This window comes from Pseudomonas sp. G3-39 (assembly GCF_054790485.1).
This window is the reverse complement of record NZ_CP186497.1, coordinates 4,625,680-4,648,429: the sequence shown is the minus strand read 5'-3', so window position 1 is coordinate 4,648,429 and position 22,750 is coordinate 4,625,680. Positions and strand designations below refer to the sequence as shown.

The 22,750-nt window shown below is 61.5% G+C and carries 22 protein-coding genes; 13 read left to right on the top strand and 9 right to left on the bottom strand.

Features of this window, described 5'->3' with window-relative positions; genetic code table 11:
- Positions 1-22: 22 nt before the first annotated feature.
- The 3 genes from ACOYXG_RS20910 to ACOYXG_RS20900 all read right to left on the bottom strand — a co-directional run bounded on the left by ACOYXG_RS20910 (position 23) and on the right by ACOYXG_RS20900 (position 1,806).
- Positions 23-619, bottom strand: a complete 597-nt coding sequence (locus tag ACOYXG_RS20910) for a superoxide dismutase (protein ID WP_003227660.1) — start codon at positions 617-619, stop codon at positions 23-25.
- Positions 620-795: 176 nt separating this feature from the next.
- Positions 796-1,398: a LysE/ArgO family amino acid transporter gene (locus tag ACOYXG_RS20905; RefSeq protein ID WP_027612476.1), complete on the bottom strand. Its 603-nt coding sequence runs from the start codon at positions 1,396-1,398 to the stop codon at positions 796-798.
- A 6-nt stretch (positions 1,399-1,404) separates the two neighbouring features.
- The gene (locus ACOYXG_RS20900; RefSeq protein WP_103367387.1) at positions 1,405-1,806 is read right to left on the bottom strand and encodes an ACT domain-containing protein; all 402 of its coding nucleotides are present in this window, start codon (positions 1,804-1,806) and stop codon (positions 1,405-1,407) included.
- Positions 1,807-1,902: 96 nt separating this feature from the next.
- On the opposite strand from ACOYXG_RS20900, the gene ACOYXG_RS20895 reads away from it, so the two are divergent.
- From ACOYXG_RS20895 to ACOYXG_RS20880, 4 genes are all read left to right on the top strand, one after another.
- Positions 1,903-2,796: a LysR family transcriptional regulator ArgP gene (locus ACOYXG_RS20895; protein WP_027612478.1), complete on the top strand. Its 894-nt coding sequence runs from the start codon at positions 1,903-1,905 to the stop codon at positions 2,794-2,796.
- A 53-nt stretch (positions 2,797-2,849) separates the two neighbouring features.
- Positions 2,850-3,842, top strand: a complete 993-nt coding sequence (locus ACOYXG_RS20890) for an NAD-dependent epimerase/dehydratase family protein (RefSeq protein ID WP_115989002.1) — start codon at positions 2,850-2,852, stop codon at positions 3,840-3,842.
- Between the two features lie 116 nt (positions 3,843-3,958).
- Complete coding sequence (locus ACOYXG_RS20885) at positions 3,959-4,813, top strand: ATPase (RefSeq protein ID WP_097086018.1); 855 nt, start codon at positions 3,959-3,961, stop codon at positions 4,811-4,813.
- 230 nt (positions 4,814-5,043) lie between these two features.
- Positions 5,044-5,892 (top strand): cache domain-containing protein, encoded by an 849-nt coding sequence (locus ACOYXG_RS20880; RefSeq protein WP_460353750.1) that lies wholly within the window; start codon positions 5,044-5,046, stop codon positions 5,890-5,892.
- A gap of 121 nt (positions 5,893-6,013) precedes the next feature.
- Here ACOYXG_RS20880 and ACOYXG_RS20875 read toward each other — a convergent pair whose 3' ends face one another.
- Together ACOYXG_RS20875 and pobA are read right to left on the bottom strand one after the other, a co-directional pair.
- Positions 6,014-7,531, bottom strand: a complete 1,518-nt coding sequence (locus tag ACOYXG_RS20875) for an MDR family MFS transporter (RefSeq protein ID WP_225136145.1) — start codon at positions 7,529-7,531, stop codon at positions 6,014-6,016.
- A 79-nt stretch (positions 7,532-7,610) separates the two neighbouring features.
- Positions 7,611-8,804, bottom strand: a complete 1,194-nt coding sequence (pobA, locus tag ACOYXG_RS20870) for a 4-hydroxybenzoate 3-monooxygenase (RefSeq protein WP_460353748.1) — start codon at positions 8,802-8,804, stop codon at positions 7,611-7,613.
- 177 nt (positions 8,805-8,981) lie between these two features.
- On the opposite strand from pobA, the gene ACOYXG_RS20865 reads away from it, so the two are divergent.
- Positions 8,982-9,866, top strand: a complete 885-nt coding sequence (locus tag ACOYXG_RS20865; protein WP_460353745.1) for a helix-turn-helix domain-containing protein — start codon at positions 8,982-8,984, stop codon at positions 9,864-9,866.
- 136 nt (positions 9,867-10,002) lie between these two features.
- Here the strand turns inward: ACOYXG_RS20865 and ACOYXG_RS20860 are convergent, their stop codons facing one another.
- Positions 10,003-10,179 (bottom strand): hypothetical protein, encoded by a 177-nt coding sequence (locus ACOYXG_RS20860; RefSeq protein ID WP_007964044.1) that lies wholly within the window; start codon positions 10,177-10,179, stop codon positions 10,003-10,005.
- 201 nt (positions 10,180-10,380) lie between these two features.
- Positions 10,381-11,286: a LysR family transcriptional regulator gene (locus ACOYXG_RS20855; RefSeq protein ID WP_218187165.1), complete on the bottom strand. Its 906-nt coding sequence runs from the start codon at positions 11,284-11,286 to the stop codon at positions 10,381-10,383.
- Between the two features lie 114 nt (positions 11,287-11,400).
- Between ACOYXG_RS20855 and ACOYXG_RS20850 the strand changes: the two genes are divergently transcribed.
- Together ACOYXG_RS20850 and ACOYXG_RS20845 are read left to right on the top strand one after the other, a co-directional pair.
- Complete coding sequence (locus ACOYXG_RS20850; RefSeq protein ID WP_027612485.1) at positions 11,401-12,279, top strand: MBL fold metallo-hydrolase; 879 nt, start codon at positions 11,401-11,403, stop codon at positions 12,277-12,279.
- A 45-nt stretch (positions 12,280-12,324) separates the two neighbouring features.
- Positions 12,325-12,939: an NAD(P)-dependent oxidoreductase gene (locus tag ACOYXG_RS20845; protein ID WP_027612486.1), complete on the top strand. Its 615-nt coding sequence runs from the start codon at positions 12,325-12,327 to the stop codon at positions 12,937-12,939.
- Positions 12,940-13,062: 123 nt separating this feature from the next.
- On the opposite strand, the gene ACOYXG_RS20840 is transcribed toward ACOYXG_RS20845, so the two are convergent.
- Positions 13,063-13,944: a LysR substrate-binding domain-containing protein gene (locus tag ACOYXG_RS20840; protein WP_027612487.1), complete on the bottom strand. Its 882-nt coding sequence runs from the start codon at positions 13,942-13,944 to the stop codon at positions 13,063-13,065.
- 226 nt (positions 13,945-14,170) lie between these two features.
- On the opposite strand from ACOYXG_RS20840, the gene ACOYXG_RS20835 reads away from it, so the two are divergent.
- From ACOYXG_RS20835 to ACOYXG_RS20810, 6 genes are all read left to right on the top strand, one after another.
- A complete protein-coding gene (locus ACOYXG_RS20835; RefSeq protein ID WP_460353740.1) occupies positions 14,171-15,808 on the top strand; it encodes a 5-guanidino-2-oxopentanoate decarboxylase in 1,638 nt (545 codons plus the stop codon).
- Positions 15,805-17,256: an aldehyde dehydrogenase family protein gene (locus ACOYXG_RS20830; protein WP_460353737.1), complete on the top strand. Its 1,452-nt coding sequence runs from the start codon at positions 15,805-15,807 to the stop codon at positions 17,254-17,256. The genes ACOYXG_RS20835 and ACOYXG_RS20830 overlap by 4 nt, the downstream gene beginning before the upstream one ends.
- A gap of 217 nt (positions 17,257-17,473) precedes the next feature.
- A complete protein-coding gene (locus ACOYXG_RS20825) occupies positions 17,474-18,577 on the top strand; it encodes an ABC transporter substrate-binding protein (protein WP_123588622.1) in 1,104 nt (367 codons plus the stop codon).
- Between the two features lie 243 nt (positions 18,578-18,820).
- Complete coding sequence (locus ACOYXG_RS20820; RefSeq protein ID WP_025111659.1) at positions 18,821-19,729, top strand: ABC transporter permease; 909 nt, start codon at positions 18,821-18,823, stop codon at positions 19,727-19,729.
- Entirely contained in the window at positions 19,726-20,574 is an 849-nt protein-coding gene (locus ACOYXG_RS20815; RefSeq protein WP_096795112.1) for an ABC transporter permease, read from the top strand. The genes ACOYXG_RS20820 and ACOYXG_RS20815 overlap by 4 nt, the downstream gene beginning before the upstream one ends.
- Before the next feature lie 13 nt (positions 20,575-20,587).
- Positions 20,588-21,643 (top strand): ABC transporter ATP-binding protein, encoded by a 1,056-nt coding sequence (locus tag ACOYXG_RS20810; RefSeq protein WP_460353733.1) that lies wholly within the window; start codon positions 20,588-20,590, stop codon positions 21,641-21,643.
- A 126-nt stretch (positions 21,644-21,769) separates the two neighbouring features.
- On the opposite strand, the gene ACOYXG_RS20805 is transcribed toward ACOYXG_RS20810, so the two are convergent.
- Positions 21,770-22,699 carry an AraC family transcriptional regulator gene (locus ACOYXG_RS20805; RefSeq protein ID WP_027612494.1) on the bottom strand — a complete coding sequence of 310 codons (930 nt, stop codon included), beginning with the start codon at positions 22,697-22,699 and terminating at the stop codon, positions 21,770-21,772.
- Positions 22,700-22,750: the final 51 nt, after the last annotated feature.

The window sequence follows — 22,750 nt, the reverse complement described above, 5'->3', positions numbered from 1 at the left end:
GGTTTTTTATCTGGCGCGCAGCTTAAGCGGTGAAGGTTTTGCCTTCGAACTGCTCAGCGACGAACTTCCAGTTGACCAGGTTCCAGAACGCTTCAACGTACTTCGGACGCAGGTTGCGGTAGTCGATGTAGTAAGCGTGTTCCCAGACGTCGCAGGTCAGTAGCGGGGTGTCGCCGCTGGTCAGCGGGTTGCCGGCGCCGATGGTGCTGGCCAGAGCCAGGGAACCGTCAGCCTTTTTCACCAGCCAGCCCCAGCCGGAACCGAAGGTGCCGATCGAGGTTTTGCTGAACTCTTCCTTGAACTTGTCGAACGAACCGAAGGCTGCGTTGATCGCTTCAGCCAGTGCGCCGGTTGGTTGACCGCCGGCGTTTGGCGCCAGGCAGTTCCAGTAGAAAGTGTGGTTCCAGACCTGAGCGGCGTTGTTGAAGATGCCGCCCGAGGAAGTCTTGACGATCTCTTCCAGGGTCTTGCCTTCGAACTCGGTGCCTGGCACCAGGTTGTTCAGGTTCACGACATAGGTGTTGTGGTGCTTGTCGTGGTGAAATTCCAGGGTTTCCTTGGAAATGTGCGGCTGCAGGGCATCGTGTGCGTAAGGCAGCGGCGGCAATTCGAAAGCCATGATGATTCTCCTAATCAGGTCTGTTGCGGTGAGCGCAAGGCCGATCACGGGCGGCCAGAAATGCACCGACGAGTTTTTACTCTTTGCGGCGCAGGGTTCGGATCATAGCACCGGGGTCAAGGCTTAACCACGCAACAACTGTGTGGGATAGAGGTTCCAGAGCCTTTTGGAATAAATCAGTTGGCGATAATCAATTGGCCCGCCACCGTGAACATCATCACTGCCACCAGAAGATCGAGAATCCGCCAGGTACTCGGCCGCGCCAGCCACGGTGCAAGCCACGCGGCACCTAGCGCCAAGGTGAAAAACCACAGCAGCGACGCACTCGCGGCGCCCACGACATACGCGCCCGGCACCGACTGCTGCGCCCCCAGCGAGCCGATCAGCAACACCGTGTCCAGATAAACGTGCGGGTTGAGCAGTGTCACTGCCAGCGCGCTGAGCATCACCGCGCGCAACGAGCGTACGGTGTGGTTTTCACCCTGATCCAGACTCTGTTTCGAGAACGCCCTTCGCAGCGCCTGGCTGCCATACCAGATCAAAAAGACCGCGCCGCCCCAGCGTGCCACCGCGAGCAATGTCGGGTTCTGCGCCAACACGGTGGCCAAGCCAAACACCCCGGCCGCCACCAGCAGCGCATCGCACGCCACACACAACGCCGCCACCGGCAGGTGATGTTCGCGTCGCAGACTCTGCGCCAGCACAAAAGCGTTCTGGGTGCCGATCGCCATGATCAGCCCCAAGGCCACCAGCAGGCCGTTCACATAGCTTTGCCACATAAAGAGTTACTCCGCGTTAGCTGCGAGATCGCGCAGCACGTGCATGGCGCGCTCGGCGTCGGCCTGACCGACAAACAAATGATCGTGGTAATAACCGGCGATCACGTTGCAACTGATTCCGGCCTTGCCCAATGCGCTGGCGAACGCCGCGGTGAGGCCGACGGCTTCCAGTGCCGAATGCACGTTGAGGGTGATCCACGCCGCCACATAATCAAAAGCGAACCCGGCGCGTTCAGCCTGGGAGCGCTCCAGAATAACGGTCAGGCCTTCCTGCTCGCGGAAGCTGCCGACAAGCTCCACACCGCTCGGCAACTGGCCGTCACGCAGGGTGCAGAACACGTATTCGCCTGCATTGAGCTGCGGGCTCATGCTGCGCAGCAGAGTTGTGAGTGAGGTTTCGCCAGCCATTGCCGTGTTCCTTGATAAAGAGTGCTTGCTGGCTATTCTCCGGTCGAAAGCGGTATAAGAAAAACCAATAGTGCTGATCGCTCATTAGGAAAACTGATGTTCGACTACAAATTGCTTTCCGCTCTGGCCGCCGTGGTCGAGCAGGCTGGATTCGAACGTGCCGCGCAGGTGCTGGGCTTGTCGCAATCGGCGATTTCCCAGCGGATCAAATTGCTGGAAGCGCGGGTCGGCCAACCGGTGCTGGTACGCGGCACGCCGCCATCGCCGACCGAGATTGGCCGGCGGCTGCTCAACCATGTGCAGCAGGTGCGCCTGCTCGAACGTGACTTGCAGACCCTGGTGCCGGCGCTCGACGAAGAAGGCCTGCCGGAGCGTCTGCGCATCGCCATCAACGCCGACAGCCTCGCCACCTGGTGGGCCGAGGCCGTGGGCGATTTCTGCGCCGAGCAGCATTTATTGCTGGATCTGGTGGTGGAAGATCAGACCGTCGGCCTCAAGCGCATGCGTGCCGGGGAAGTGGCGGCGTGTGTCTGTGCCAGCGAGCGCCCGGTGGCCGGTGCGCGCAGCGTGTTGCTCGGGGCGATGCGCTATCGGGCGCTGGCCAGTCCGGCGTTTATCGAACGGCATTTCCCCGACGGCGTGTGCGCCGAGCAGTTGCCGCGCACCCCGGCGCTGGTGTTCGGCCCGGACGATTTTCTCCAGCATCGCTACCTCGCATCGCTCGGTGTCGATGGTGGTTTCGAGCATCATTTGTGCCCGTCCTCCGAAGGTTTTGTGCGTCTGACCGAAGCCGGGTTTGGTTGGGGCCTGGTGCCGGAACTGCAAGTGCGCGATCAACTGCAACGCGGCGTATTGCGCGAACTGTTGCCAGATAAACCGATCGATGTGCCGTTGTACTGGCATCATTGGCGCAATGGCGGTCAGCTGCTGGCCTTGCTGACCGAGCAATTGCTACGTTCTTCACCGCGCTGGCTGGTGCCCTTGGGCTGACGGTCAGCGTCAAGACAGACGTATCAGGTAAACGAAAGACATCGGAGCGTTACATGAAAATTCTGGTCACCGGCGCAAGCGGCTTCATTGGCGGACGCTTTGCGCGTTTCGCTTTGGAGCAGGGCCTGGACGTGCGGGTCAACGGTCGCCGGGCCGAAAGCGTCGAGCATCTGGTGCGCCGTGGCGCCGAGTTCGTCCCGGGCGATCTCACCGATGCGGATCTGGTGCGCGAGCTCTGTGCCGACGTCGAAGCCGTGGTGCACTGCGCCGGCGCCGTCGGCTTGTGGGGGCGCTATCAGGACTTTCATCAGGGCAACGTGCAGGTCACCGAAAACGTCGTCGAAGCCTGCCTCAAGCAGCGCGTGCGGCGACTGGTGCATCTGTCGTCGCCGTCGATCTATTTCGATGGCCGCGATCACCTCGGCCTGACCGAAGAGCAAGTGCCCAAGCGCTTCAAGCATAACTACGCGGCGACCAAATACCTGGCCGAGCAAAAGGTCTTTGGCGCGCAGGAATTCGGTCTGGAAACCATTGCCCTGCGCCCGCGTTTCGTCACTGGCGCCGGCGACATGAGCATTTTCCCGCGGCTGCTGAACATGCAGCGCAAGGGGCGTCTGGCGATCATTGGCGACGGTCTGAACAAGGTCGACTTCACCAGCGTGCAGAACCTCAACGAAGCGCTGCTCAGTAGTCTGCTGGCAGCCGGTTCCGCGTTGGGCAAGGCCTACAACATCAGCAATGGCGCGCCGGTGCCGCTGTGGGATGTGGTCAATTATGTGATGCGCAAGATGGAAGTGCCGCAGGTCAGCAAATACCGCTCGTACGGTCTGGCCTACAGCGTTGCTGCGCTCAACGAAGGCGTGTGCAAACTCTGGCCGGGCCGCCCGGAGCCGACCCTCTCGCGGTTGGGCATGCAGGTCATGAAGAAAAATTTCACCCTCGACATCAGCCGCGCCCGGCATTATCTGGACTACGATCCGAAAGTCAGCCTGTGGTCGGCCCTCGACGAGTTCTGTGGCTGGTGGAAAGCTCAGGACATCCGTTGATACAAGTCGCCCGGCCGGCAATGAACCGCACTGCCGCTTGAGGGTCAATCCCTGCGGCTGCGGCGGTTATACTTCGCAGCATTTAGCCATCACCGCGTTCCACAAAGGTTGCCTCAATGTCCATGCGTAACGATGCCAACGACGATTTCGACGATGTACCGAGCCTGCGGGCCGACACCTTTGACGACGATGACATTCCGCCCAGCGCCCGCACCTCCGTGCACTCGCGCACGCCGCCGGTGGTCAAGGTCAAGGCCGCGAGTACCGGGCCGCTGTGGGCACTGGTCGGCGCGCTGTTCTTCGCCTTCATCGGTCTGGCCTGGTGGAGCTTTCAGCAGATTTCGCTGATGGAGCAGCAATTGGTCGCGACCCAGGAAAGCTTTGCGCGCATCAGCGAGGAAGCGGCGGGGCGCCTGCAGGACATTTCCGGCAAAGTCGTCGCCAGCCAGAGCAACGTCAACAGCGACAGCGAAGCCTTGAAGCTGCAGATCAAACAGCTGGAAACCCAGTTGCTGGATCAGAGCAAACAGCAGCAAGGCGTGGTCGGTCAGGCCAGCGATCTGGACAAGCGTCTGGCGCAGATGACCGCGCAGACCACCGAACAACAGAACGCCAATAGCCAGTTGCAGGCTCAGGTCAAAGCCTTGAGCGCCGAACTGGCGACCCTGAAAAGCGCCCCGGCCGACACCGGCAAGGTCGATGCGCAGCTCAAGAGTTATGACGCTCAACTGAAAAGCCTCGGCGCTGATATCACCGCGCTGAAAAAGCAAGGCAATCCGAGCGCGGCGATCGAGCGTCTGGAGCAGGAAATCGTCGTTCTCAAGAGTGAACAGGACAACCGTCCGGCCGCTGCGCAGGGTGGCGGCAATACCGCCGAGTTCGACGCATTCCGCGGGCAGATGACCCGCAACCTCAACACCCTGCAGGCGCAGATCCAGAACCTGCAGCAGCAGATCAATGCCCGGCCATAGGGCCTGATGAACTGTAGCCAGGGACCTTTGTGGTGAGGGGATTCATCCCCGATGGGGCTGCGCAGCAGCTCCCAAACCATCAGCTCGGTGTGTCAGAAAATATGTGTTCTCTCCATCAGGGCTGCTGCGCAGCCCATCGGGGATAAATCCCCTCGCTACAGGATTCGGCGCTCCGTCCGACCCCAAGCCGTCTACGCTCTTGAAACACCAACAAGAACGAGGGATGCGTTATGGGTTTTTTGCATAAAGTGGCGTGGCTCGGGGTGATGCTTTTTGTGGGGGCAGGGCAGGTCAACGCCGCCACCGCGCAGAAGGACGACAGCAAGGCTGCCATCGCTTTGCTGGAAAAGGCGCTGGCCTATTACCACGACAATGGCGACAAGGCCTTCGCCGCGTTCAGCCGTCAGGGCGAGTTCGTCGACAAGGATCGCTACGTGTTCGTGGTCGACACCAAAGGCGTGATGCTCGCCAGCGGCGGGCCGTCCTCAGCCTTGATCGGCCGTGACGTCAGCGAAGTGCTTGCGCCGGATTTGCAGAAGGCCTTCAAGGACGCCTTGCTAGTGCCGGAAGGCAACGGCATTCAACAGGCCGAATACCGCTGGCAGAACTGGGCGGACGGCAAGGTCGAGCGCAAACATGTTTATTACCAGCGCATCGGTCAGCGGATTCTGGCCGTCGGTTATTACCTGCCGCGTGCTTCAGCCGAGCAGGCCAAGGCACTTCTCGACAAGGCTGCAACCGATCTGGGAAAAAACGAGAAGGGCACCCTGACGGCCATCAACTCGCTCAAGGGCGGTTATCTGCAGGATGACCTGTATGTGTTCGTGGTCGATCTGGACACCCAACGCTACTTTGCCCACGGTACCAACCTGCGCTTGATCAACACCGATTTCAGCAAGATCAAGGACCCGGAAGGCAAACCGGTGGGCGAGCCGATTCTGGCGCTGATCGCCAAACAGGATGACGGTGAATACGAATACCGCTGGAAAAACCCGGTGACCGGCAAGGTCGAGGACAAGCATGCCTACCTGAAGAAGGTCGGGCATTTCCTGGTGGCGGTGGGTTACTACAGTCCTTGAGTGAACTGCCTTTGTAGGAGTGAGCCTGCTCGCGATGAGGGAGTGTCATTCAACAGTGATGTCGACTGACACACCCTCATCGCGAGCAGGCTCACTCCTACAGGGTTTTAAGGTGTTGCTGTTATTTGGCGCCGTGCTCGCGCCCGCGCAGCAACTTGTTCGGCATCGCAATTGCCGCCGCCAGCCCCAGCAGCGATACCGCCGTACTCACCCACAGCAGATGCCGGAACGTCACCGAAAGTTCGGCGCGCAAGGCGTTCTGCGCATCGCCCGGTGCGGCGTTCAAACCGTCGAGCAGCACGTTGCCCGAATGCCCTTCGCTGAGCAGCGAGTTGCTCGCCAGATGGGCGAAACTCGAATCCTGCAACAACGCCAGCAACAGCGCCGACATCAACGCCACACCCACTGCGCCGCCCAGCGAGCGGAACAGGTTGGTGGTGCTGGTGGCGACGCCGATGTCGCGTTGCTCCACCGAGTTCTGCGTACCCACCAGTGAAGTCGGGAACTGCATGCCGCCGGCAATCCCGCTGAGCAGCATGAACAGGCTGCTGACCAGCGTCGCATCGGGTGGGCTGAACGCCATGCCGAGAATCGAGATCGGCATCAGCAGCGCGCCGGTCAGAATCTGTGGTTTGTAGCGTCCGGTCACCGAAGTACGACGTCCGGCGAAATAAGCGCCGATCGGCAGGCCCATCGCCAGCGGCAGCAAGTGCAACGCCGCCGCATCGGCCCCGGCACCGGTGACGCTCTGGAAGCGCAGCGGCATCAACACGATCAGCGAAATCGCCTGAAAACTGGTGAAGAAAATCGTGCACCAGCACAGCAACGCGTTGCGGTTGGTGAACAAGTGCATCGGCAGCAGCGGCTCACGCGCCCGGCGTTCATGCCAGACGAACACCGCCAGCACCAGCACCGCGCAGGCGAACAAACCGAGCACTTCACTGCTGCGCCACGAATGACCCTGACCGACCTGGGTGATGGCCAGCAGCAGGGCGGTTAAACCGATGATCATCAACAGTGTGCCGAGGTAGTCGATGATCGGTTTGCGCTGCGGAATCGGCAGCCCGCGTAGATTGCGATTGGCAACCCACCAGGCGCCCAGCCCCAGTGGCAGATTGATCAGAAACACCCAACGCCACGACAGGTACTCGGTCATGTAGCCGCCGAGCACCGGCCCGGCGACGCTGGCCACCGCGTACATGCTGCTGAAATAACCCTGATAACGGCCGCGTTCGCGCGGCGGGACGATGTCGCCGATGATTGCCTGACTGACCGAAATCATTCCGCCGGCACCGATGCCCTGGAGAATCCGCGCCAGCACCAGTTGTTCCATGCTTTGCGCCATGCCGCAAAACAGCGAGGCGAGGGTGAACAGGCCCATGCCGAACAGCATCAGTTTGCGTCGCCCGTACAAATCGCCGAGTTTGCCGTAGATCGGCACCGCCACGGTCATTGCCACCATGTACCCGGAAATCACCCAGGCCAGCAGGCTGACGTCCTTGAACTGTGCGGAGATGGCGGGCATCGAGACGGCGACGATGGTCTGGTCCAGCGCGCCGAGAAAAATCGCCATCATCAACGCGACCAGCACGCTGCGAATGGCTGGTTTGGGCGTTTCAGGGTGATTGAGATTGGTCACGGGCGAGCCTGCGGGCAGTGATGGACCCGCACGGCCATTGCGCGCGGGTGGATGCTCGCCAGTGTAAGTCGGTAGCAGGCTATTCGATAGCCTCGTACGGAAGTCCGACGTAATTTTCTGCAATGGTTTTTCGACCCGCTTCGGAACTGACAAAGTATTCCAGTTCCGAGGCGCTGATCCGTTGGCTGAAATCATCATGCTCGTCGAAGCGGTGCAGCATCGAGGTCATCCACCAGGAGAAACGTTCGGCTTTCCATACCCGGCGCAGGCAGATCTCCGAGTATTTCTCCAGCAGATCGGTGCGCCCTTCGCGATAAACCTTCAGCAGAATGTTGAACAGCGTACTGACATCGCTGGCGGCCAGGTTCAGGCCTTTGGCGCCGGTGGGCGGCACAATGTGCGCGGCATCGCCGAGCAGAAACATCCGCCCGTACTGCATCGGCTCGACGACAAAACTGCGCAGCGGCGCGATGCTTTTTTCAATCGACGGGCCAGTCACCAGTTTTTCGGCAAGCGCGGCGGGCAGACGGGTTTTCAGCTCAGCCCAAAAGCGCTCGTCGGACCAGTCGGCGACGTTTTCTTCCGCCGGCACTTGCAAGTAGTAACGGGTGCGGGTGGCCGAACGCATGCTGCACAGGGCGAAGCCGCGTTCGTGCCGGGCGTAGACCAGCTCTTCGTGCACTGGCGGGGTGTCAGCGAGAATCCCCAGCCAGCCGAACGGATAGACCCGTTCGAAGATCTTCAGGCAGTCCTCGGGAATCGACTGCCGGGCGACGCCGTGGAAACCATCGCAACCGGCAATGTAATCGCAATCGACGCGCCAGGTTTCGCCATCTTTTTCGAAGGTGACAAACGCCTCGTCGCTTTTCATGCCGTGAGGAGCGACATGGCTCACTTCATAAAACGACAGTGCGCCAGCCTCCCGACGAGCGGCCATCAGGTCGCGCGTGACTTCGGTCTGACCGTAAACCATGACGGTTTTGCCGCCGGTCAAACCCTGCAGATCGATGTGTGCCAGACGCCCATCCAGTGCCAGATCGAAGCCGGCGTGCACCAGCCCTTCGGCATCCATGCGCGCGCCTACACCGGCCTGGCGCAACAGCTCTACCATGCCTTGTTCAAGCACGCCGGCGCGAATTCGTCCGAGGACATAGTCGGGTGTCTGGCGTTCGAGAATCAGGGTGTCGATGCCGGCGTTGTACAGCAACTGACCGAGGAGCAATCCGGACGGACCGGCGCCAATGATGGCGACTTGGGTTTTCAGCGTTTTCATTGTTTTTATGACTCGCAAGCTTCACGCGACAGGCGCCGGTGAATGATTTTTATGGATCGAGTGCTTGCATTTTTCCCTTGCGGGTCTGTCAATTGAAGGTGAAAACTGAGCCGATACCTGTACATTCTGCCAATCGGTGCGATTATCGCCCGCAACCTCGAGGCCTGGATTGAAGTGATGAACAAGCCTGACCTGCCTTCGATTCCGGTGTTCAAGCTCTACGGTGAAAGCCTGGACTGGCCGACCCCTGACTTGCTGCACTGTGAAACCATTTCCAAACGCAGCCGCGAACATCAATGGGAAATCAAACCCCACCGCCACGCCGATTTGTGCCAGTTGCTCTTCGTCTTCAAAGGTCAGGCAGAGCTTGAAATCGAAGGTCAACGCACGCAGCTCAACCAACCCGCGATTCAAGTCCTGCCACCGTTGTCGGTGCATGGCTTTCGCTTTTCCGAGGACGTCGAAGGATTCGTCGTCACCCTCGCCAATCCGCTGATCAATCACCTGCAGGCGCAACTGGGCAGTTCGGTGCTCGCACTGGCCCAGGCCGAGCACTACCCGGCGGGCAAGGACGCGGAGTACCTGAACAGTCTGTTTTCAGCGTTGCAGGCCGAGTACAACGGCCATCAACCCGCGCGGGAAATGCTCATGCATTCGCTGGTCAGCGTGATCATGGTCTGGGTCAGCCGTCAGGCGCTCGTGCGCCATAACGCCAGCCAGCGGCCGCAACGCCAGCGCGAATACCTCAACGGGTTCATTCAATTGGTGGAGGAGACGTACCGCCAGCATGTGAAGGTCGAAGACCTCGCCCATCGTCTGGGGATTTCGGTGTCACACCTCAACGGCACCTGCCGCGAACTGGCAGGGCAGCCAGCGCTGCAGATCATGCACGAACGCCAGTTACTGGAAGCCAAACGTTTGCTGACCTACACCAGCATGACCATTTACGAGATGTCGGAGTTGTTGGGGTTTTCCGATCCGACCAACTTCACGCGCCTGTTCCGGCGCAGGGTGGGCATTTCGCCAAAGGCCTTCCGCGACCGGCTGAAGGCCGAGCAGTGATCCTGTAAACCTGGCGATATCCTGTGGGAGGGGGCTTGCTCCCGAAAGCGGTGTATCAGTGTGCATCAATGCTGAATGGCACACCGCATTCGGGAGCAAGCCCCCTCCCACAGGATTGCATGCCAGCTCAGATCATTCAGCGCAGCGCATTAAGCGTCGCGTTATGCGGAATACAGCGCTCGAAATTGCAGCTGGCGTATTCGCGCGGCAGTTGTCGCAGTTGCTCGACCCGCCAGGCCGCGGTGCCGTACAGCGCCAGCGTGGCGGCGCAGGTGATGAAAATCGCGAAGTACCTTCTTGTTCTGATGTTCATGGCGTAGACCTCTGAACGCATACCCTGCGGTATTACTTTCAGCATAGGTCAGCGGCATAGAGTTGCCAGCCACAAACCCGGCCTTTGTGACATCCCCCCTGTGGGAGCGGGCTTGCTCGCGAAGGCGTGGTGTCAGTCGATGACGATCCAGACTGATACACCACCTTCGCGAGCAAGCCCGCTCCCACAGGGGCATCGGATTTACAGGCCCATATCCCATTCGGGATTTTCCGGGAATCGTTCGACGAGAAAATCCAGCATGCTGCGCAGCGCCGCCGGCATGTGCTTGCGCGAGGCGTACACCGCGTAGATGTTCATCTGCCGCGGCTCGGCATTCGGCAGCAGGCGCACCAGTTCACCGGCATGCACATGCACCCCGGCCTGATAGGTCGGCAGCATCGCCACCCCCGCGCCGGCCAGGGTCGCGCGCAACAGGGTGCTGGCCTCATTGGCGCTGATGTTGCCCTGCACCGGCACCGACACGGGCTCGCCGTCCTCCTCGAAATGCCACAGGCTCTTGCCGAAGTAGGAGTGGGTCAGGCAGTTGTGTCGGCTCAGGTCCTCGACCCGTTGCGGTGGCGGGTTGTCGCGCAAATAAGTCGGTGCGGCGCAGACCACCGAGCGGCACACGGTCAGGCGCCGGGCGATCAGGTTCGGATCGAGGTCATTGCTGGTGCGGATCGCCAGATCGATGCGTTCATCCACCAGATTCACCGTGCGGTCGAGCATCTGCAGGTCGATGCTGACCCCGGGGTAACGTTTGACGTACGCCGCCATGGCATCGGCCAGTTGCGCCTGGCCGAACGAAGTACTGACGCTGATACGCAGCAATCCTCGCGGTGCATCGTGTGGTTCACTGACTGCCGCCTGCATGTCGGTCGAGAGTTCGAGCATCTGCCGACAGCGCGGCAGGATTTCGCTGCCAGCGGCAGTCAGGCTCAATTTGCGCGTGGTGCGGTGCATCAGGCGCGCGCCGACCCAGTCTTCCAGCTCCGCCAGATAACGCGACACCACTGGCCGTGACAGGTCCAGATGATCGGCCGCCGCCGACTGGCTGCCCAGATCCACCACGGTGACAAACACGCGCATTGCTTGAAGACGATCCATGATTTGCCCGCTTTCAGAAACAAACTATGTCCAAGCATCGCATTTTTTGTACCGAGTCAGGCAACTAAGCTCTGTCCCATCGCCAAACACGGCATTCGGATCACGGAGCAACAGATGATCGGCTTCACTACCCTCAAGCGCGTTTTGCTGGCCACCGCCACCCTCGGTTTCGCGGCCCACGCCGCTGCCGCCAATCTGACCCTGGATGTCTACAACCCAGGCACCAACGCGATTTTCCCGGTGACTTCGGTGCTGGTCAGCGGCGAGAAAGACGCGATTCTGGTCGATGCACAATTCGGCAAGGCCCAGGCCGAGCAGGTGGTGGAGAAGATCCGCGCCAGCGGCAAGCATCTGACCACCATTTACATCAGCCACGGTGACCCGGATTACTACTTCGGCCTCGACACCCTGACCCAGGCCTTCCCCGACGCTGAAGTGCTGGCCTCGCAGCCGACCGTGGATCACATCAACAAAACCGTCGCCGGCAAACTCGCCTTCTGGGGCCCGAAAATGGGCGCCGACGTACCGGCCAAAACCATCGTGCCGGGCGTGCTCAAGGGCGACAGCCTGATGCTCGAAGGGCAGAAGTTGCAGGTGGTCGGTCTTGAAGGCAAACAACCGGATCGCAGCTTCGTGTGGATTCCGTCGCTCAAGGCTGTGGTCGGTGGCGTCGTGGTCGCCGAGAACATTCATGTGTGGATGGCTGATACCCAGACCGCGCAATCCCACGCCGACTGGCTGCAAACCCTGCACTCGATCGAAACCCTGAAGCCGAAAACCGTGGTGCCGGGTCACTACCTGGGCGAGAGCAGCCGCTCGCTGGCCAGCGTGAAATTCACCGCCGACTACATTAAGGCTTTCGACGAAGAAACCGCCAAGGCCAAGGATTCCGCCGCACTGATCAAGGCCATGCACAAGCGCTACCCGAAACTCGGCGAAGAAAGCTCGCTGGAGCTGAGCGCCAAAGTCGCCAAGGGCGAGATGAAGTGGTAACCCGATTCTGAAAACGCAGCACTCTCAAGCCAACTGGAGAATGTCATGAGCAAGATCGCAATCATTGGTGCCACCGGCCGTGCCGGTAGCCAACTGCTGGAAGAAGCCCTGCGTCGCGGGCATAGCGTCACTGCCATCGCCCGCGACACCTCGAAGATCGGCGCGCGTGGCGGTGTGGTCAGCAAGAATGTCGATGTGCTGGATTCGACGGCGCTGCAAGCGGCAGTGGCCGGTCACGACGTGGTGATCAGCGCCGCGCATTTCGCCACGGTACCGGCCAGTGCCTTGGTCGGCCCGGTGAAGCAGGCGGGTGTGAAGCGTCTGCTGGTGGTTGGCGGTGCCGGTTCGCTGTTGCTGCCGGACGACACCCGAGTGATCGACAGCGCCGGTTTCCCCGCTGAGTACAAAACCGAGGCCAGCGCGGGCGCGGCGTTTCTTGATGCCTTGCGTCAGGAGAAGGATCTGGACTGGACTTTCCTCTCGCCATCGGCAGAGTTCGTCGAAGGTGAGCGCACCGGCACCTTCCGCGTTGGCAAGGATCATTTGCTGTTCAGTGCTGAAGGTCGCAGCTGGATCACTTTCGCCGATTACGCGATTGCGCTGATTGACGAAGTGGAAACGCCGAAGCATTCGCGTCAGCGGTTTACGGTCGGGTATTAAGCAACGACGCAGACCCAATGTGGGAGCGGGCTTGCTCGCGAATGCAGTGTGTCAGTCACTTAAAATGTCGCTGACACTCCGCTTTCGCGAGCAAGCCCGCTCCCACAGGGGGATCTGTATACTTCAGCGGGTATGCGCCTGTTCCACCAGCCAGATCATCAATTCCTCCAATTGCGGCGACGCCTCGCCGCCTTGTGGCATCACCACGTAGTAGCCCAGCCCCGTTTTCACCTTCAGATCAAACGGCATCACCAGCCGCCCCGCGCGCAGGTCATCGCCGATCAGCGACCAGTCGCCAATCGCCACACCCGTCCCATGCGACGCCATCGACATCGCCTGATCCAGCGTCTCGAAATGCTGCCCCATGTTGACGTTGCTCAACTGCAATTCGGCGGCGGTCAGCCACACCGTCCAGTCTTGGGTGTCGCGGGTCGGATGCAGCAGCAGATGCTGTTGCAGGTCGGCCGGTTCGCTCAGCGCCGGCGGGCCTTTCAATAATGCTGGCGAGCAGACCGGTGTCAGTTGTTCATCAAACAGGTGCAGGGCAGTCGAGGAGTTGTCCGGCGGGGTGCCGTAGATCACCGCCGCATCGAATTGCTCGCGCTGGAAGTCGACGCCATGGGCCAGTGTAGTGGTCAGTTTGACCGGCACGTCCGGGCGTTCCTTTTGCCATTGCAGCAGGCGCGGCACCAGCCAGCGCATCACGCAGCTGGGCGCCTTGAGTTGCAGGGTTTGCCGCTTGCGACCGATCTGCTCGGTGGCCTCGCTGATCAGGCCGAAGATCTTTTCCACCCGTGGCAGCCATTCGCGTCCTTCGGCGGTCAGTTCCAGGCCTCGGGCCAGACGGATGAACAACTCATACCCCAGATGAGCTTCCAGCCCGGCAATCTGCCGGCTCACCGCGCCCTGAGTGATGTGCAACTGCTCGGCCGCCCGGGTGAAGTTGCAGCACTGCGCGGTGATCAGAAACGTGTGCAGGGCGGGCAGGGGAGGCAGTCGTTTCATGGGGATCCAAGGTATGACGTGAGGACATGGCTAGTATGACTTTTAATCGATTGTTGCCGCTACCTGCCGCCCGTTCAATGAGCCCATTCAAGGGCTCTTTGTAGGAGTGAGCCTGCTCGCGATAGCGATGTGTCAGTCACTGCGATGTTGAATGCACCGAAGTCATCGCGAGCAGGCTCACTCCTACACGGGATCTGTGTTTTTAGCTGACAAAAGGGCAATCGACATGGCGACGTGTGGCGAAGTACTGGTCAAGTTACTCGAGGATTACGGGGTCGAGCAGGTGTTCGGTATTCCCGGGGTGCACACCGTGGAACTGTATCGCGGGCTGGCCCGTTCGAGCATCAACCACGTCACTCCACGGCACGAGCAGGGCGCCGGATTCATGGCTGACGGCTATGCGCGCACCAGCGGCAAACCGGGTGTGTGCTTCATCATCACCGGACCGGGCATGACCAACATCACCACCGCGATGGGCCAGGCCTACGCCGACTCGATCCCGATGCTGGTGATCTCCAGCGTGCAGACCCGCAGCCAGTTGGGTGGCGGTCGCGGCAAACTCCATGAGTTGCCGAACCAGAGCGCGCTGGTCGGTGGCGTCGCGGCGTTCTCCCACACCCTGATGTCGGCGGCGGAATTGCCCGGCGTGCTGGCCCGTGCTTTCGCGCTGTTTCAGGCCGGTCGTCCGCGTCCGGTGCACATCGAGATTCCGCTGGATGTTTTGGTAGAAGAGGCTGATGAGCTGCTCGCCAGCGTTCCGGTGCACATCGACCGCGCCGGGGCTGCACCGGCTGCAGTACGGCGCATGGCTGAGTTGCTGGCCGGCGCTCGGCGTCCGCTGATTCTCGCCGGTGGCGGTGCCATCGATGCCGCCGCCGAACTGACTGAGCTGGCCGAGCTGCTCGACGCCCCGGTGGCGCTGACCATCAACGCCAAAGGCATGTTGCCCTCCAGCCATCCGCTGCTGATCGGCTCGACGCAAAGCCTGGTCGCCACTCGCGCACTGGTGGCCGATGCCGACGTGGTGCTGGCGATCGGCACCGAACTGGCCGAAACCGATTATGACGTGACCTTCGCCGGCGGCTTTGAAATCCCCGGCAAGTTGCTGCGCATCGACATCGACGCCGATCAGACCGTGCGCAACTATCCGCCGCACGTGGCCTTGGTCGCCGACTCGCGCAACGCCGCGCAAGCGCTGCTCGGCGCACTGTCGCAGCAGGCGCTGGCCGAGCGGCGTAACGATTGGGGCCAGGTGCGGGCAGCGCGTCTGCGCGATGAACTGGCCGCGACCTGGGATGCGCCAACCCTGGCCCAGACCCGTTTTCTGGAAACCGTGCTGCACGAATTGCCGGACGCAGTGTTCGTTGGCGATTCCACACAACCGGTGTACACCGGCAACCTCACCTTCAACCCGGAGCGACCACGGCGCTGGTTCAACTCGTCCACTGGTTACGGCACCCTCGGTTATGCCCTGCCGGCGGCTATTGGCGCGTGGCTCGGTGGCGGCATTGAGGGTGGCGCTCGTCCGCCAGTGGTGTGCCTGATCGGCGACGGCGGCTTGCAGTTCACCCTGCCGGAACTGGCCAGCGCGGTTGAAGCGCACACGCCGGTAATCGTCCTGCTGTGGAATAACCAGGGCTACGAAGAGATCAAGAAGTACATGGTCAACCGCGCCATCGAACCGGTCGGCGTCGACATCTACACCCCGGATTTCATCGGTGTGGCCAGGGCCCTGGGTTGCGCCGCCGAAGCGATCAGCTCGGTTGAACAATTGCGCGGCGCGCTGCGTGCTGCCACCGATCGTCAGGGCCCGACCCTGATCGAAGTCGACCAGAGCCAATGGATGCAGGCGGTGGCCCGATGATCAATTTTCCAACCATACTCGATGGCCTGTACATCAACGGCCAATGGTCGGCCGGGCGTGAGCATCTGCGGGTGATCAATCCGGCAACCGAAGCGCTGCTGACCACGGTCAATGGCGGCGATGAAAGCGCGGTTGATCTGGCCGTCAGCGCCGCCACTGAAGCGTTCAAGCGCTGGTCGAAAACCACTGGCGCCGAGCGCGGTGCGATCCTGCGCAACATCGCCAATGGCGTGCGCAACGGCCGCGATCATCTGATGAAGCTGCAGTCGAGCAACAACGGCAAACCGCAATTCGAAGCGGCGATCGATGTCGATGATGTGATCGCCACTTTCGAGTATTACGCCGAATTGGCCGAAGGCCTCGACGCACAACTCGACAGCAACGTGGCGCTGCCCAGCAATGACTTCAGCGCGCGTCTGCGTCGTGAACCGTGCGGTGTGGTCGGGCTGATCGTGCCGTGGAATTTCCCGATGGTCACCACCGCGTGGAAACTTGCGCCTGCCTTGGCCGCCGGTTGCTGCGTGGTGCTCAAACCGTCGGAAGTCACGCCGCTGCCGGAGCTGGAACTGGCGGCGATCATTGCCGAGTCCGGCTTGCCCAACGGTGTGTTCAACCTGGTCTGCGGCACCGGTCTGGCGGTCGGTGCACCGCTGTCGGCGGACCCGCGCATCGCCAAGATCTCTTTCACAGGCAGCAACGCCGTCGGCGTGCAGGTGATGCAGCGCGCCGCCGAAACGGTGAAGGGCGTGAGCCTGGAACTGGGCGGCAAATCTTCGCTGCTGGTGCTTGAAGATGCCGATTTGGAACTGGCGGTGGAACTGGCCTGCGGCGGCGGTTTCTTCAACGCCGGGCAGATGTGCTCGGCCACCAGCCGGGTGCTGGTCGCCGATGAGCTGGCCGATGAATTTCTTGAGCGTCTGCAAAAGCGCGCGCAAGCGATTCGCGTGGCCGATCCGTTCGACCCGGACGTGGAGATGGGCGCGCTGGTCAATCAGGCGCAATACCAGCGCGTGCTCGGCCACATCGACCGCGGTTTGAGTGCCGGGGCGAAGCTGGTGTGCGGCGGCAATCGTCCGGCGGATCTGCCGCGCGGCTATTTTTTGCAGCCGACGGTGTTCACCGACGTGCCCCTCGACAGTGCGTTGTGGTGTGAAGAGATTTTCGGCCCGGTGCTCTGCGTGCGCAGTTTCAGCAGCGAAGCCGAGGCGATTGCCTTGGCCAACGACAGCCAGTTCGGGCTGGTCGCCAGTGTGGTGACGCGTAACGCCGAGACCGCCGACCGCGTCGCCAACGCCCTGCAGGCGGGGCTTGTATGGCTCAACGCGCCGCAAGTGATCTTCCCGCAGACGGCGTGGGGCGGCTACAAGCAGAGCAGCATCGGTCGTGAATTGGGGCCGTGGGGCCTGGCTGCGTTTCAGGAAATCAAACACGTGATCCGGGCGCTCTGAACGCCCGAAAACGGTGAGTGCATGCCTCGCAACGAGGCATGCGTCGGTGTCATGGCTTCGATGAGTTTTTATCGATAGTCAGGTGTATTGCACGACCTCAGGATGAACCCTTCGGCAGCGCTGCAGGCCTTTTAATACAAGGCCTGCAGCGGATCCGGCCGCGCGGATGCAACGGTTGCGACCAACCTCATACTTAAAAGAACAAAGGGAGTCCTTCATGGGCGAGCATGATCTGAACAGGCGTCAATTCATTAAAACCGTCGGCGTCGCCTCGGTAGCGGCGGCGGCCCTGAGCATGCCCTTCATCCGGGCCAGCGCCAGCGACACGCGTTTTGCTGGCAAGACTCTGCGTTTGCTGACCTGGTCGGATGACACCGGCCTCGCCGCACTGCGCAACATTGCCGCCACCTTCGAGGCCAAGACCGGCGCCAAGGTCATTGCCGACCGCACCGGCAGCACCTCGGAAATGGTCGCCAAACTCAAGGCCGGCGGTGATCGTCCGCAGTACGACATCATCACCCTGGCCGGGGTCGGCGCCGAAGGTCTGGCCGCCGCCGGACTGCTGGAAAAACCCGACCTCAACCGGATTCCAAACCTGATCGACGTACCGGAAAAATACCGCACCGGCGCCAACGGGCACGGCATCGGTTACCTGCTGTGGTGCAACAGTCTGGTCTACAGCACCCGCACCCTCAAACAGGCACCGGACAGTTATGCCGCGCTGTGGGATGCCGATCTGGCGCCGAACATTTTCCTGCCGCCGCCGAACTGGACCGAGGCGATGGACCTGATCATCATCGCCGCGAAACTGGCCGGCGGTGACGAACACAACATCGAGCCGGGCTTCAAGAAACTCGCCGAGCTGAAGGAGCGTGTGGTCACCCTCGGGGAGAACCCGAACCAGATCGCCGAGCTGTTCCGCACCGGTTCGCTGGACATGGGCGGGCTGTACGCCCCGGCGTTTTTCCCCAAGCAGATCCGCGATCCGAACTACGGCCTCGGTGCCACGTTCGGTATGAAGGAAGGTTTCTACACCGACCTGATGCTCTCGGTGATGCCGAAGAACCGTCCGGGCGACACCGACCTGGCCTACGCCTTCATCGACCACTCTCTCGACCCGCTGGTGCAGGGCAAGATGGCCGAAGACATCTTCAACGGCCCGGTCAACGCCAAGGCGATCATCTCCGCCGAAGCGCGCAAGAGCCCGTACATCCTCACGCCGGAGCAGATTGCCGAGAAGGCGATCATGCACGACAACGCCTTCCTGGCGACCGTGCATGACCAATGGATTCGTCGCTATACGGAAATTTTTTCTTCCTGACGCCGGCCTCCCGAACACCACGGGCCCCCTGTGGGAGCGAGTCCTGTGGTGAGGGGATTTATCCCCGATGGGCAGCGTAGCTGCCCCAAGATCAGCAAATACGGTGCATCAAATGTACCGCGCACGATGGTTTTGCGACTGCTTCGCAGCCGGTCGGGGATAAATCCCCTCACCACAAAAAATGACTCCCACAGGAGATTGAGGTGTTTGCGAGATTAGCTTTCCATTGACGAGATCATTGCTATGGAACATCAATCCCTGACCCAACCGGTTGGCGCCGCTGACGTGCGCCCGGCGCGCGGTATTTCGCCGACGGCGCGGGCGTGGTTTTTCCTCACGCCGTCGATGCTGTTTCTCGGTGTGCTGATCGCCGCCAGCCTGCTGGTGCTGCGCATGAGCGTCGGCACTAAAGGCGCGGAATGGAGCGGGTTCAGCCTCGCCAGCTACGCGCAATTGCTCGAACCCTATTACCTCAAATCCCTGCTGCTGACCCTGCGTCTGGCGCTGATCAGTGCAGTGATCGCGGTGCTGCTGGCGATCCCGGTGGCGTACACCATGTCACGGCTGACCTCGCCGTTCGTGCGGCGGATCTTCCTTGCCGCAGTGTTGCTGCCGCTGCTGGTCAACCTGCTGCTGCAAAGCTACGGTTGGCTGGTGATTCTCGGCCCGGGCGGGATGCTCAACCAGACGCTGATGGGCCTGGGCCTGATCAAGCGCCCGATCATGCTGCTGTACAACCAGAACGGCGTGCTGATGGGCCTGGTGCAGACCGCGTTTCCGCTGGCGGTGCTACCAATTGCCAGTGCCATGCGCGGTGTTGCACGTACCTACGAAGAGGCGGCGGCGACACTGGGCGCCAGTCGTTTTCAAGTGTTCCGTCAGGTGGTGTTGCCGATGAGTCTGCCGGGGATCATCACCGGCGCGACGCTGGTGTTCGCCTACAACGCCAGCAGTTTTGTCGTGCCGTTGCTGCTCGGTGGCCGCCGTGTACCGATGCTCGCGGTGATGGTGCATGACCAGATCGCGCCGCTGATGAACTGGCCCGCGGCATCCGCTGCCGGGGTGGTGCTGATCGTCACCACGCTGGCGATCATGACCCTGTCTGAATACATCACCGGCCGTCGTCGGCGGCTGCTGGAGGCTTCGCAATGAGTACCCTGACCAACAAGCGCATGGCGCTGCTGCCCGGCGACACCGGCAAGTTCGCCGGGATCCTCTCCGGGTTCATTCTGCTGCTGGCGGTGTTGCCGATCCTGACCATGATCGTCATGTCGTTCAGCGGTGCGTCGAACCTCGACTTCCCGCCGAGCAGCTACAGCCTGCAGTGGTACAAGGCGGCCTGGCACACCTTCGTCTCGCCAGACGCCAGCGACGTGCTGAGCCTCGGCCAGGCCATGGCCACCAGCCTGCTGGTGTCGTGCCTGACCATGGTTTTCGCCACGCTGATCGCGGTGCCCGCCGCCTATGCGCTGACCCGTTGCGAGTTCCGTGGTAAAGCCGTGGCGCTGCAACTGATGTCGCTTCCGCTGGTGTTTCCGATGGTGGTGTTGGGGCTGGCGTTGCTGCTGGTGTTCGACAGCCTGCCGTTTCACCTGACCACCTCGCGGTTGGTGATTGCCCACGTGATTCTGGCGCTGCCGTTCGTGGTGAAAAACTGCACCGCCGCCATGCTCTCCATCGGCAGCGAAGTCGAAGAGGCGGCGCGGATGCTCGGCGCTTCACCGCTGCGGGCGATTGTCGACGTGGTGGTGCCGTTGATGAAGTCGGGGATTCTGGCGGGGATGCTGCTGGCGTTCATCGTCTCGTTCAACGAATTCACCGTGACCTATTTCCTCTACACCATCGACGTCATGACCGTGCCGATCTGGATGTACAGCCGCACCGTGTCATCGCTCGACCCCACCGTGTTCTCGTTTGCCGTGCTGATCGTGCTGATCGACTTCGTCCTGATCTGGGCGCTGGAGAAGCTGGTGGGCGAGGGCGGCGTTTCCTTTTGATTTGAGGTGCAACATGACTGGTCTGATTCTGGAAAACGTCGAGAAATTCTACGGCTCGGCTTGCGCGGTACAGGAGGTCAATCTGCATTTGCCGGAAGGCAAACTGGTGTGTTTTCTCGGCCCGTCGGGCTGCGGCAAAACCACCTTGCTGCGGATGATCGCCGGGCTGGAAACTCTCACCGGCGGCGAGATTCGCCTGGATGGCGAGAACATCGGCCACACCCCGGCGCACCTGCGCAACTTCGGCATGGTGTTCCAGTCGCTGGCGCTGTTCCCGCACATGACCGTCGGCGAGAACATCGCCTACCCGCTGAAACTGCGCGGCGTGAGCAAGGCCGAGCAGCAGGCGCGGGTGGTGGAATTGCTGGAGTTGATCCAGTTGCAGGCGATGATCGACCGACCGGTGGCGAAACTCTCCGGCGGGCAACGGCAGCGGGTGGCGATTGCCCGGGCCATCGCCTCGCGGCCGAAAATCCTCCTGCTCGACGAACCGTTGTCGGCGCTGGACGCCAAGCTGCGCGAGTCGATGCAGGTGGAAATACGTCAGCTGCAACAGCGCTTGAACATCACCACGATCATGGTCACCCACGATCAGCGCGAAGCCATGACCATGGCCGACATCGTCGTGGTGCTGGGCGAGCACAAGGTGCAGCAGGTGGGCACACCGATCGAAATCTACCGGCACCCGGCCAACGAGTTCGTCGCCGACTTCATCGGTTCGGGCAACATTTTTCCGGCCACGGCGCTGGGTGACGGCAAGGTCAGTTTGCCGGGCGGTGATGCGCTGCAAGTGCCGATCTGCAGCAGCATCGAAGCGGGGCAGAAGGTGAAGATGCTGATTCGTCCGGAGGATCTGCAACTGTCCGCGCCACAAGCCACGGCGGGCAATCGCTTGCTCGGCAAGGTGACGTTCGTGCGCGATATCGGCGCGACCATCGAGACCACGGTGGAGTGTTCCGGGGTGACGTTCACGGCGCTGAGCACGCCGTGTCAGGGGATCGGTTTGGGGATCGGGCATCCGGTGTCGGTGACGTTGCCGAGCGAGGCGTGTCGGGTATTGGGGGCTTGATCCGGATTTGATGTTGGCCTCGCTGGCCTCTTCGCGAGCAGGCTCGCTCCCACATTTGGAAATGCGTTCCTCTGTGGGAGCGAGCCTGCTCGCGAAAGCGCCAGATGCAGCAACGCCAAGTCCGGATCAGACCGACTGCCGCAACCGCGCCAGATCCCTTAACGGCGGTGCACCAAACAAGCGGCTGTACTCGCGGCTGAACTGCGACGGGCTTTCATAGCCCACGCGATAGCCCGCCGCCGATGCTTCCAGCCCTTCGGCCAGCATCAGGCGCCGCGCTTCCTGCAGGCGCAATTGCTTCTGATACTGCAACGGACTCATCGCGGTCATCGCCTTGAAACGGTGATGCAAGGTCGAGACGCTGAGGTTCACCTCTTTCGCCAGATCATCGATGCGCAGCGGCTGTTCGAAGTTGCCGTTGAGCCATTTGATCGCCTGGCTGATGCGGTGGCTCTGGCTGTTGGCAATCGCGATTTCATACAAGCGATGGCCCTGCGGACTGCGCAGCAGGCGATAAAGAATCTCCCGGCGAATCAGCGGCGCGAGCATGGCGATGTCTTTCGGCGCATCCAGCAGTCGCGCCAGACGCAACACCGCGTCGAGCATCGCGCTGTCGATCTTTTCCACATACAGGCCGCGCCCGGTCGGTCGGGTCGGCACGCCCATGGGGCCGGCGTCGGCAATCAGTGCGGTGATTTCCGCCGGGTCGATGTCCAGGCGCACGGCGAGAATCGGATCCTCCGGCGAGACATTCACTACCCGTCCGCTGAGCGGCATCGAGACCGAGACCACCAGGTAATTCAGCGGGTCGTAATTGAAGAACTCATCGGCCAGGCGCACCTCTTTGCGGCCCTGGGCCATGATGCACAGCGCCGGTTGCGCCAGCACCGGGGCGAAGTCATGGGACTGGGTATGGCGCGACATGAACAGCGAGCCGATGGCGGTCTGATAACTGCCGTCGTCCGTGGTGTTGCGGCGGATGATCGCCGCGAGTTCTGCACGCTGTTTTTCCATGTCGGCATCGGGCGGAGACTGGAAACGATCGAATGACGTCATGCACGGCATCCTCGGCAAGGAATCTGGAATGGGGCAGAGCATATGTTTGTG

Coding starts and splice junctions, on each gene's coding strand:
- ACOYXG_RS20840 (WP_027612487.1), bottom strand. CDS start 13,944: ATGAAACGACTGCCTCCCCTGCCCGCCCTGCACACGTTTCTGATCACC.
- ACOYXG_RS20905 (WP_027612476.1), bottom strand. CDS start 1,398: ATGTGGCAAAGCTATGTGAACGGCCTGCTGGTGGCCTTGGGGCTGATC.
- ACOYXG_RS20830 (WP_460353737.1), top strand. CDS start 15,805: ATGATCAATTTTCCAACCATACTCGATGGCCTGTACATCAACGGCCAA.
- ACOYXG_RS20805 (WP_027612494.1), bottom strand. CDS start 22,699: ATGACGTCATTCGATCGTTTCCAGTCTCCGCCCGATGCCGACATGGAA.
- ACOYXG_RS20865 (WP_460353745.1), top strand. CDS start 8,982: ATGAACAAGCCTGACCTGCCTTCGATTCCGGTGTTCAAGCTCTACGGT.
- ACOYXG_RS20855 (WP_218187165.1), bottom strand. CDS start 11,286: ATGGATCGTCTTCAAGCAATGCGCGTGTTTGTCACCGTGGTGGATCTG.
- ACOYXG_RS20845 (WP_027612486.1), top strand. CDS start 12,325: ATGAGCAAGATCGCAATCATTGGTGCCACCGGCCGTGCCGGTAGCCAA.
- ACOYXG_RS20885 (WP_097086018.1), top strand. CDS start 3,959: ATGTCCATGCGTAACGATGCCAACGACGATTTCGACGATGTACCGAGC.
- ACOYXG_RS20820 (WP_025111659.1), top strand. CDS start 18,821: ATGGAACATCAATCCCTGACCCAACCGGTTGGCGCCGCTGACGTGCGC.
- ACOYXG_RS20850 (WP_027612485.1), top strand. CDS start 11,401: ATGATCGGCTTCACTACCCTCAAGCGCGTTTTGCTGGCCACCGCCACC.
- ACOYXG_RS20895 (WP_027612478.1), top strand. CDS start 1,903: ATGTTCGACTACAAATTGCTTTCCGCTCTGGCCGCCGTGGTCGAGCAG.
- ACOYXG_RS20860 (WP_007964044.1), bottom strand. CDS start 10,179: ATGAACATCAGAACAAGAAGGTACTTCGCGATTTTCATCACCTGCGCC.
- ACOYXG_RS20910 (WP_003227660.1), bottom strand. CDS start 619: ATGGCTTTCGAATTGCCGCCGCTGCCTTACGCACACGATGCCCTGCAG.
- ACOYXG_RS20890 (WP_115989002.1), top strand. CDS start 2,850: ATGAAAATTCTGGTCACCGGCGCAAGCGGCTTCATTGGCGGACGCTTT.
- ACOYXG_RS20815 (WP_096795112.1), top strand. CDS start 19,726: ATGAGTACCCTGACCAACAAGCGCATGGCGCTGCTGCCCGGCGACACC.
- ACOYXG_RS20810 (WP_460353733.1), top strand. CDS start 20,588: ATGACTGGTCTGATTCTGGAAAACGTCGAGAAATTCTACGGCTCGGCT.
- ACOYXG_RS20900 (WP_103367387.1), bottom strand. CDS start 1,806: ATGGCTGGCGAAACCTCACTCACAACTCTGCTGCGCAGCATGAGCCCG.
- ACOYXG_RS20825 (WP_123588622.1), top strand. CDS start 17,474: ATGGGCGAGCATGATCTGAACAGGCGTCAATTCATTAAAACCGTCGGC.
- ACOYXG_RS20835 (WP_460353740.1), top strand. CDS start 14,171: ATGGCGACGTGTGGCGAAGTACTGGTCAAGTTACTCGAGGATTACGGG.
- pobA (WP_460353748.1), bottom strand. CDS start 8,804: ATGAAAACGCTGAAAACCCAAGTCGCCATCATTGGCGCCGGTCCGTCC.
- ACOYXG_RS20880 (WP_460353750.1), top strand. CDS start 5,044: ATGGGTTTTTTGCATAAAGTGGCGTGGCTCGGGGTGATGCTTTTTGTG.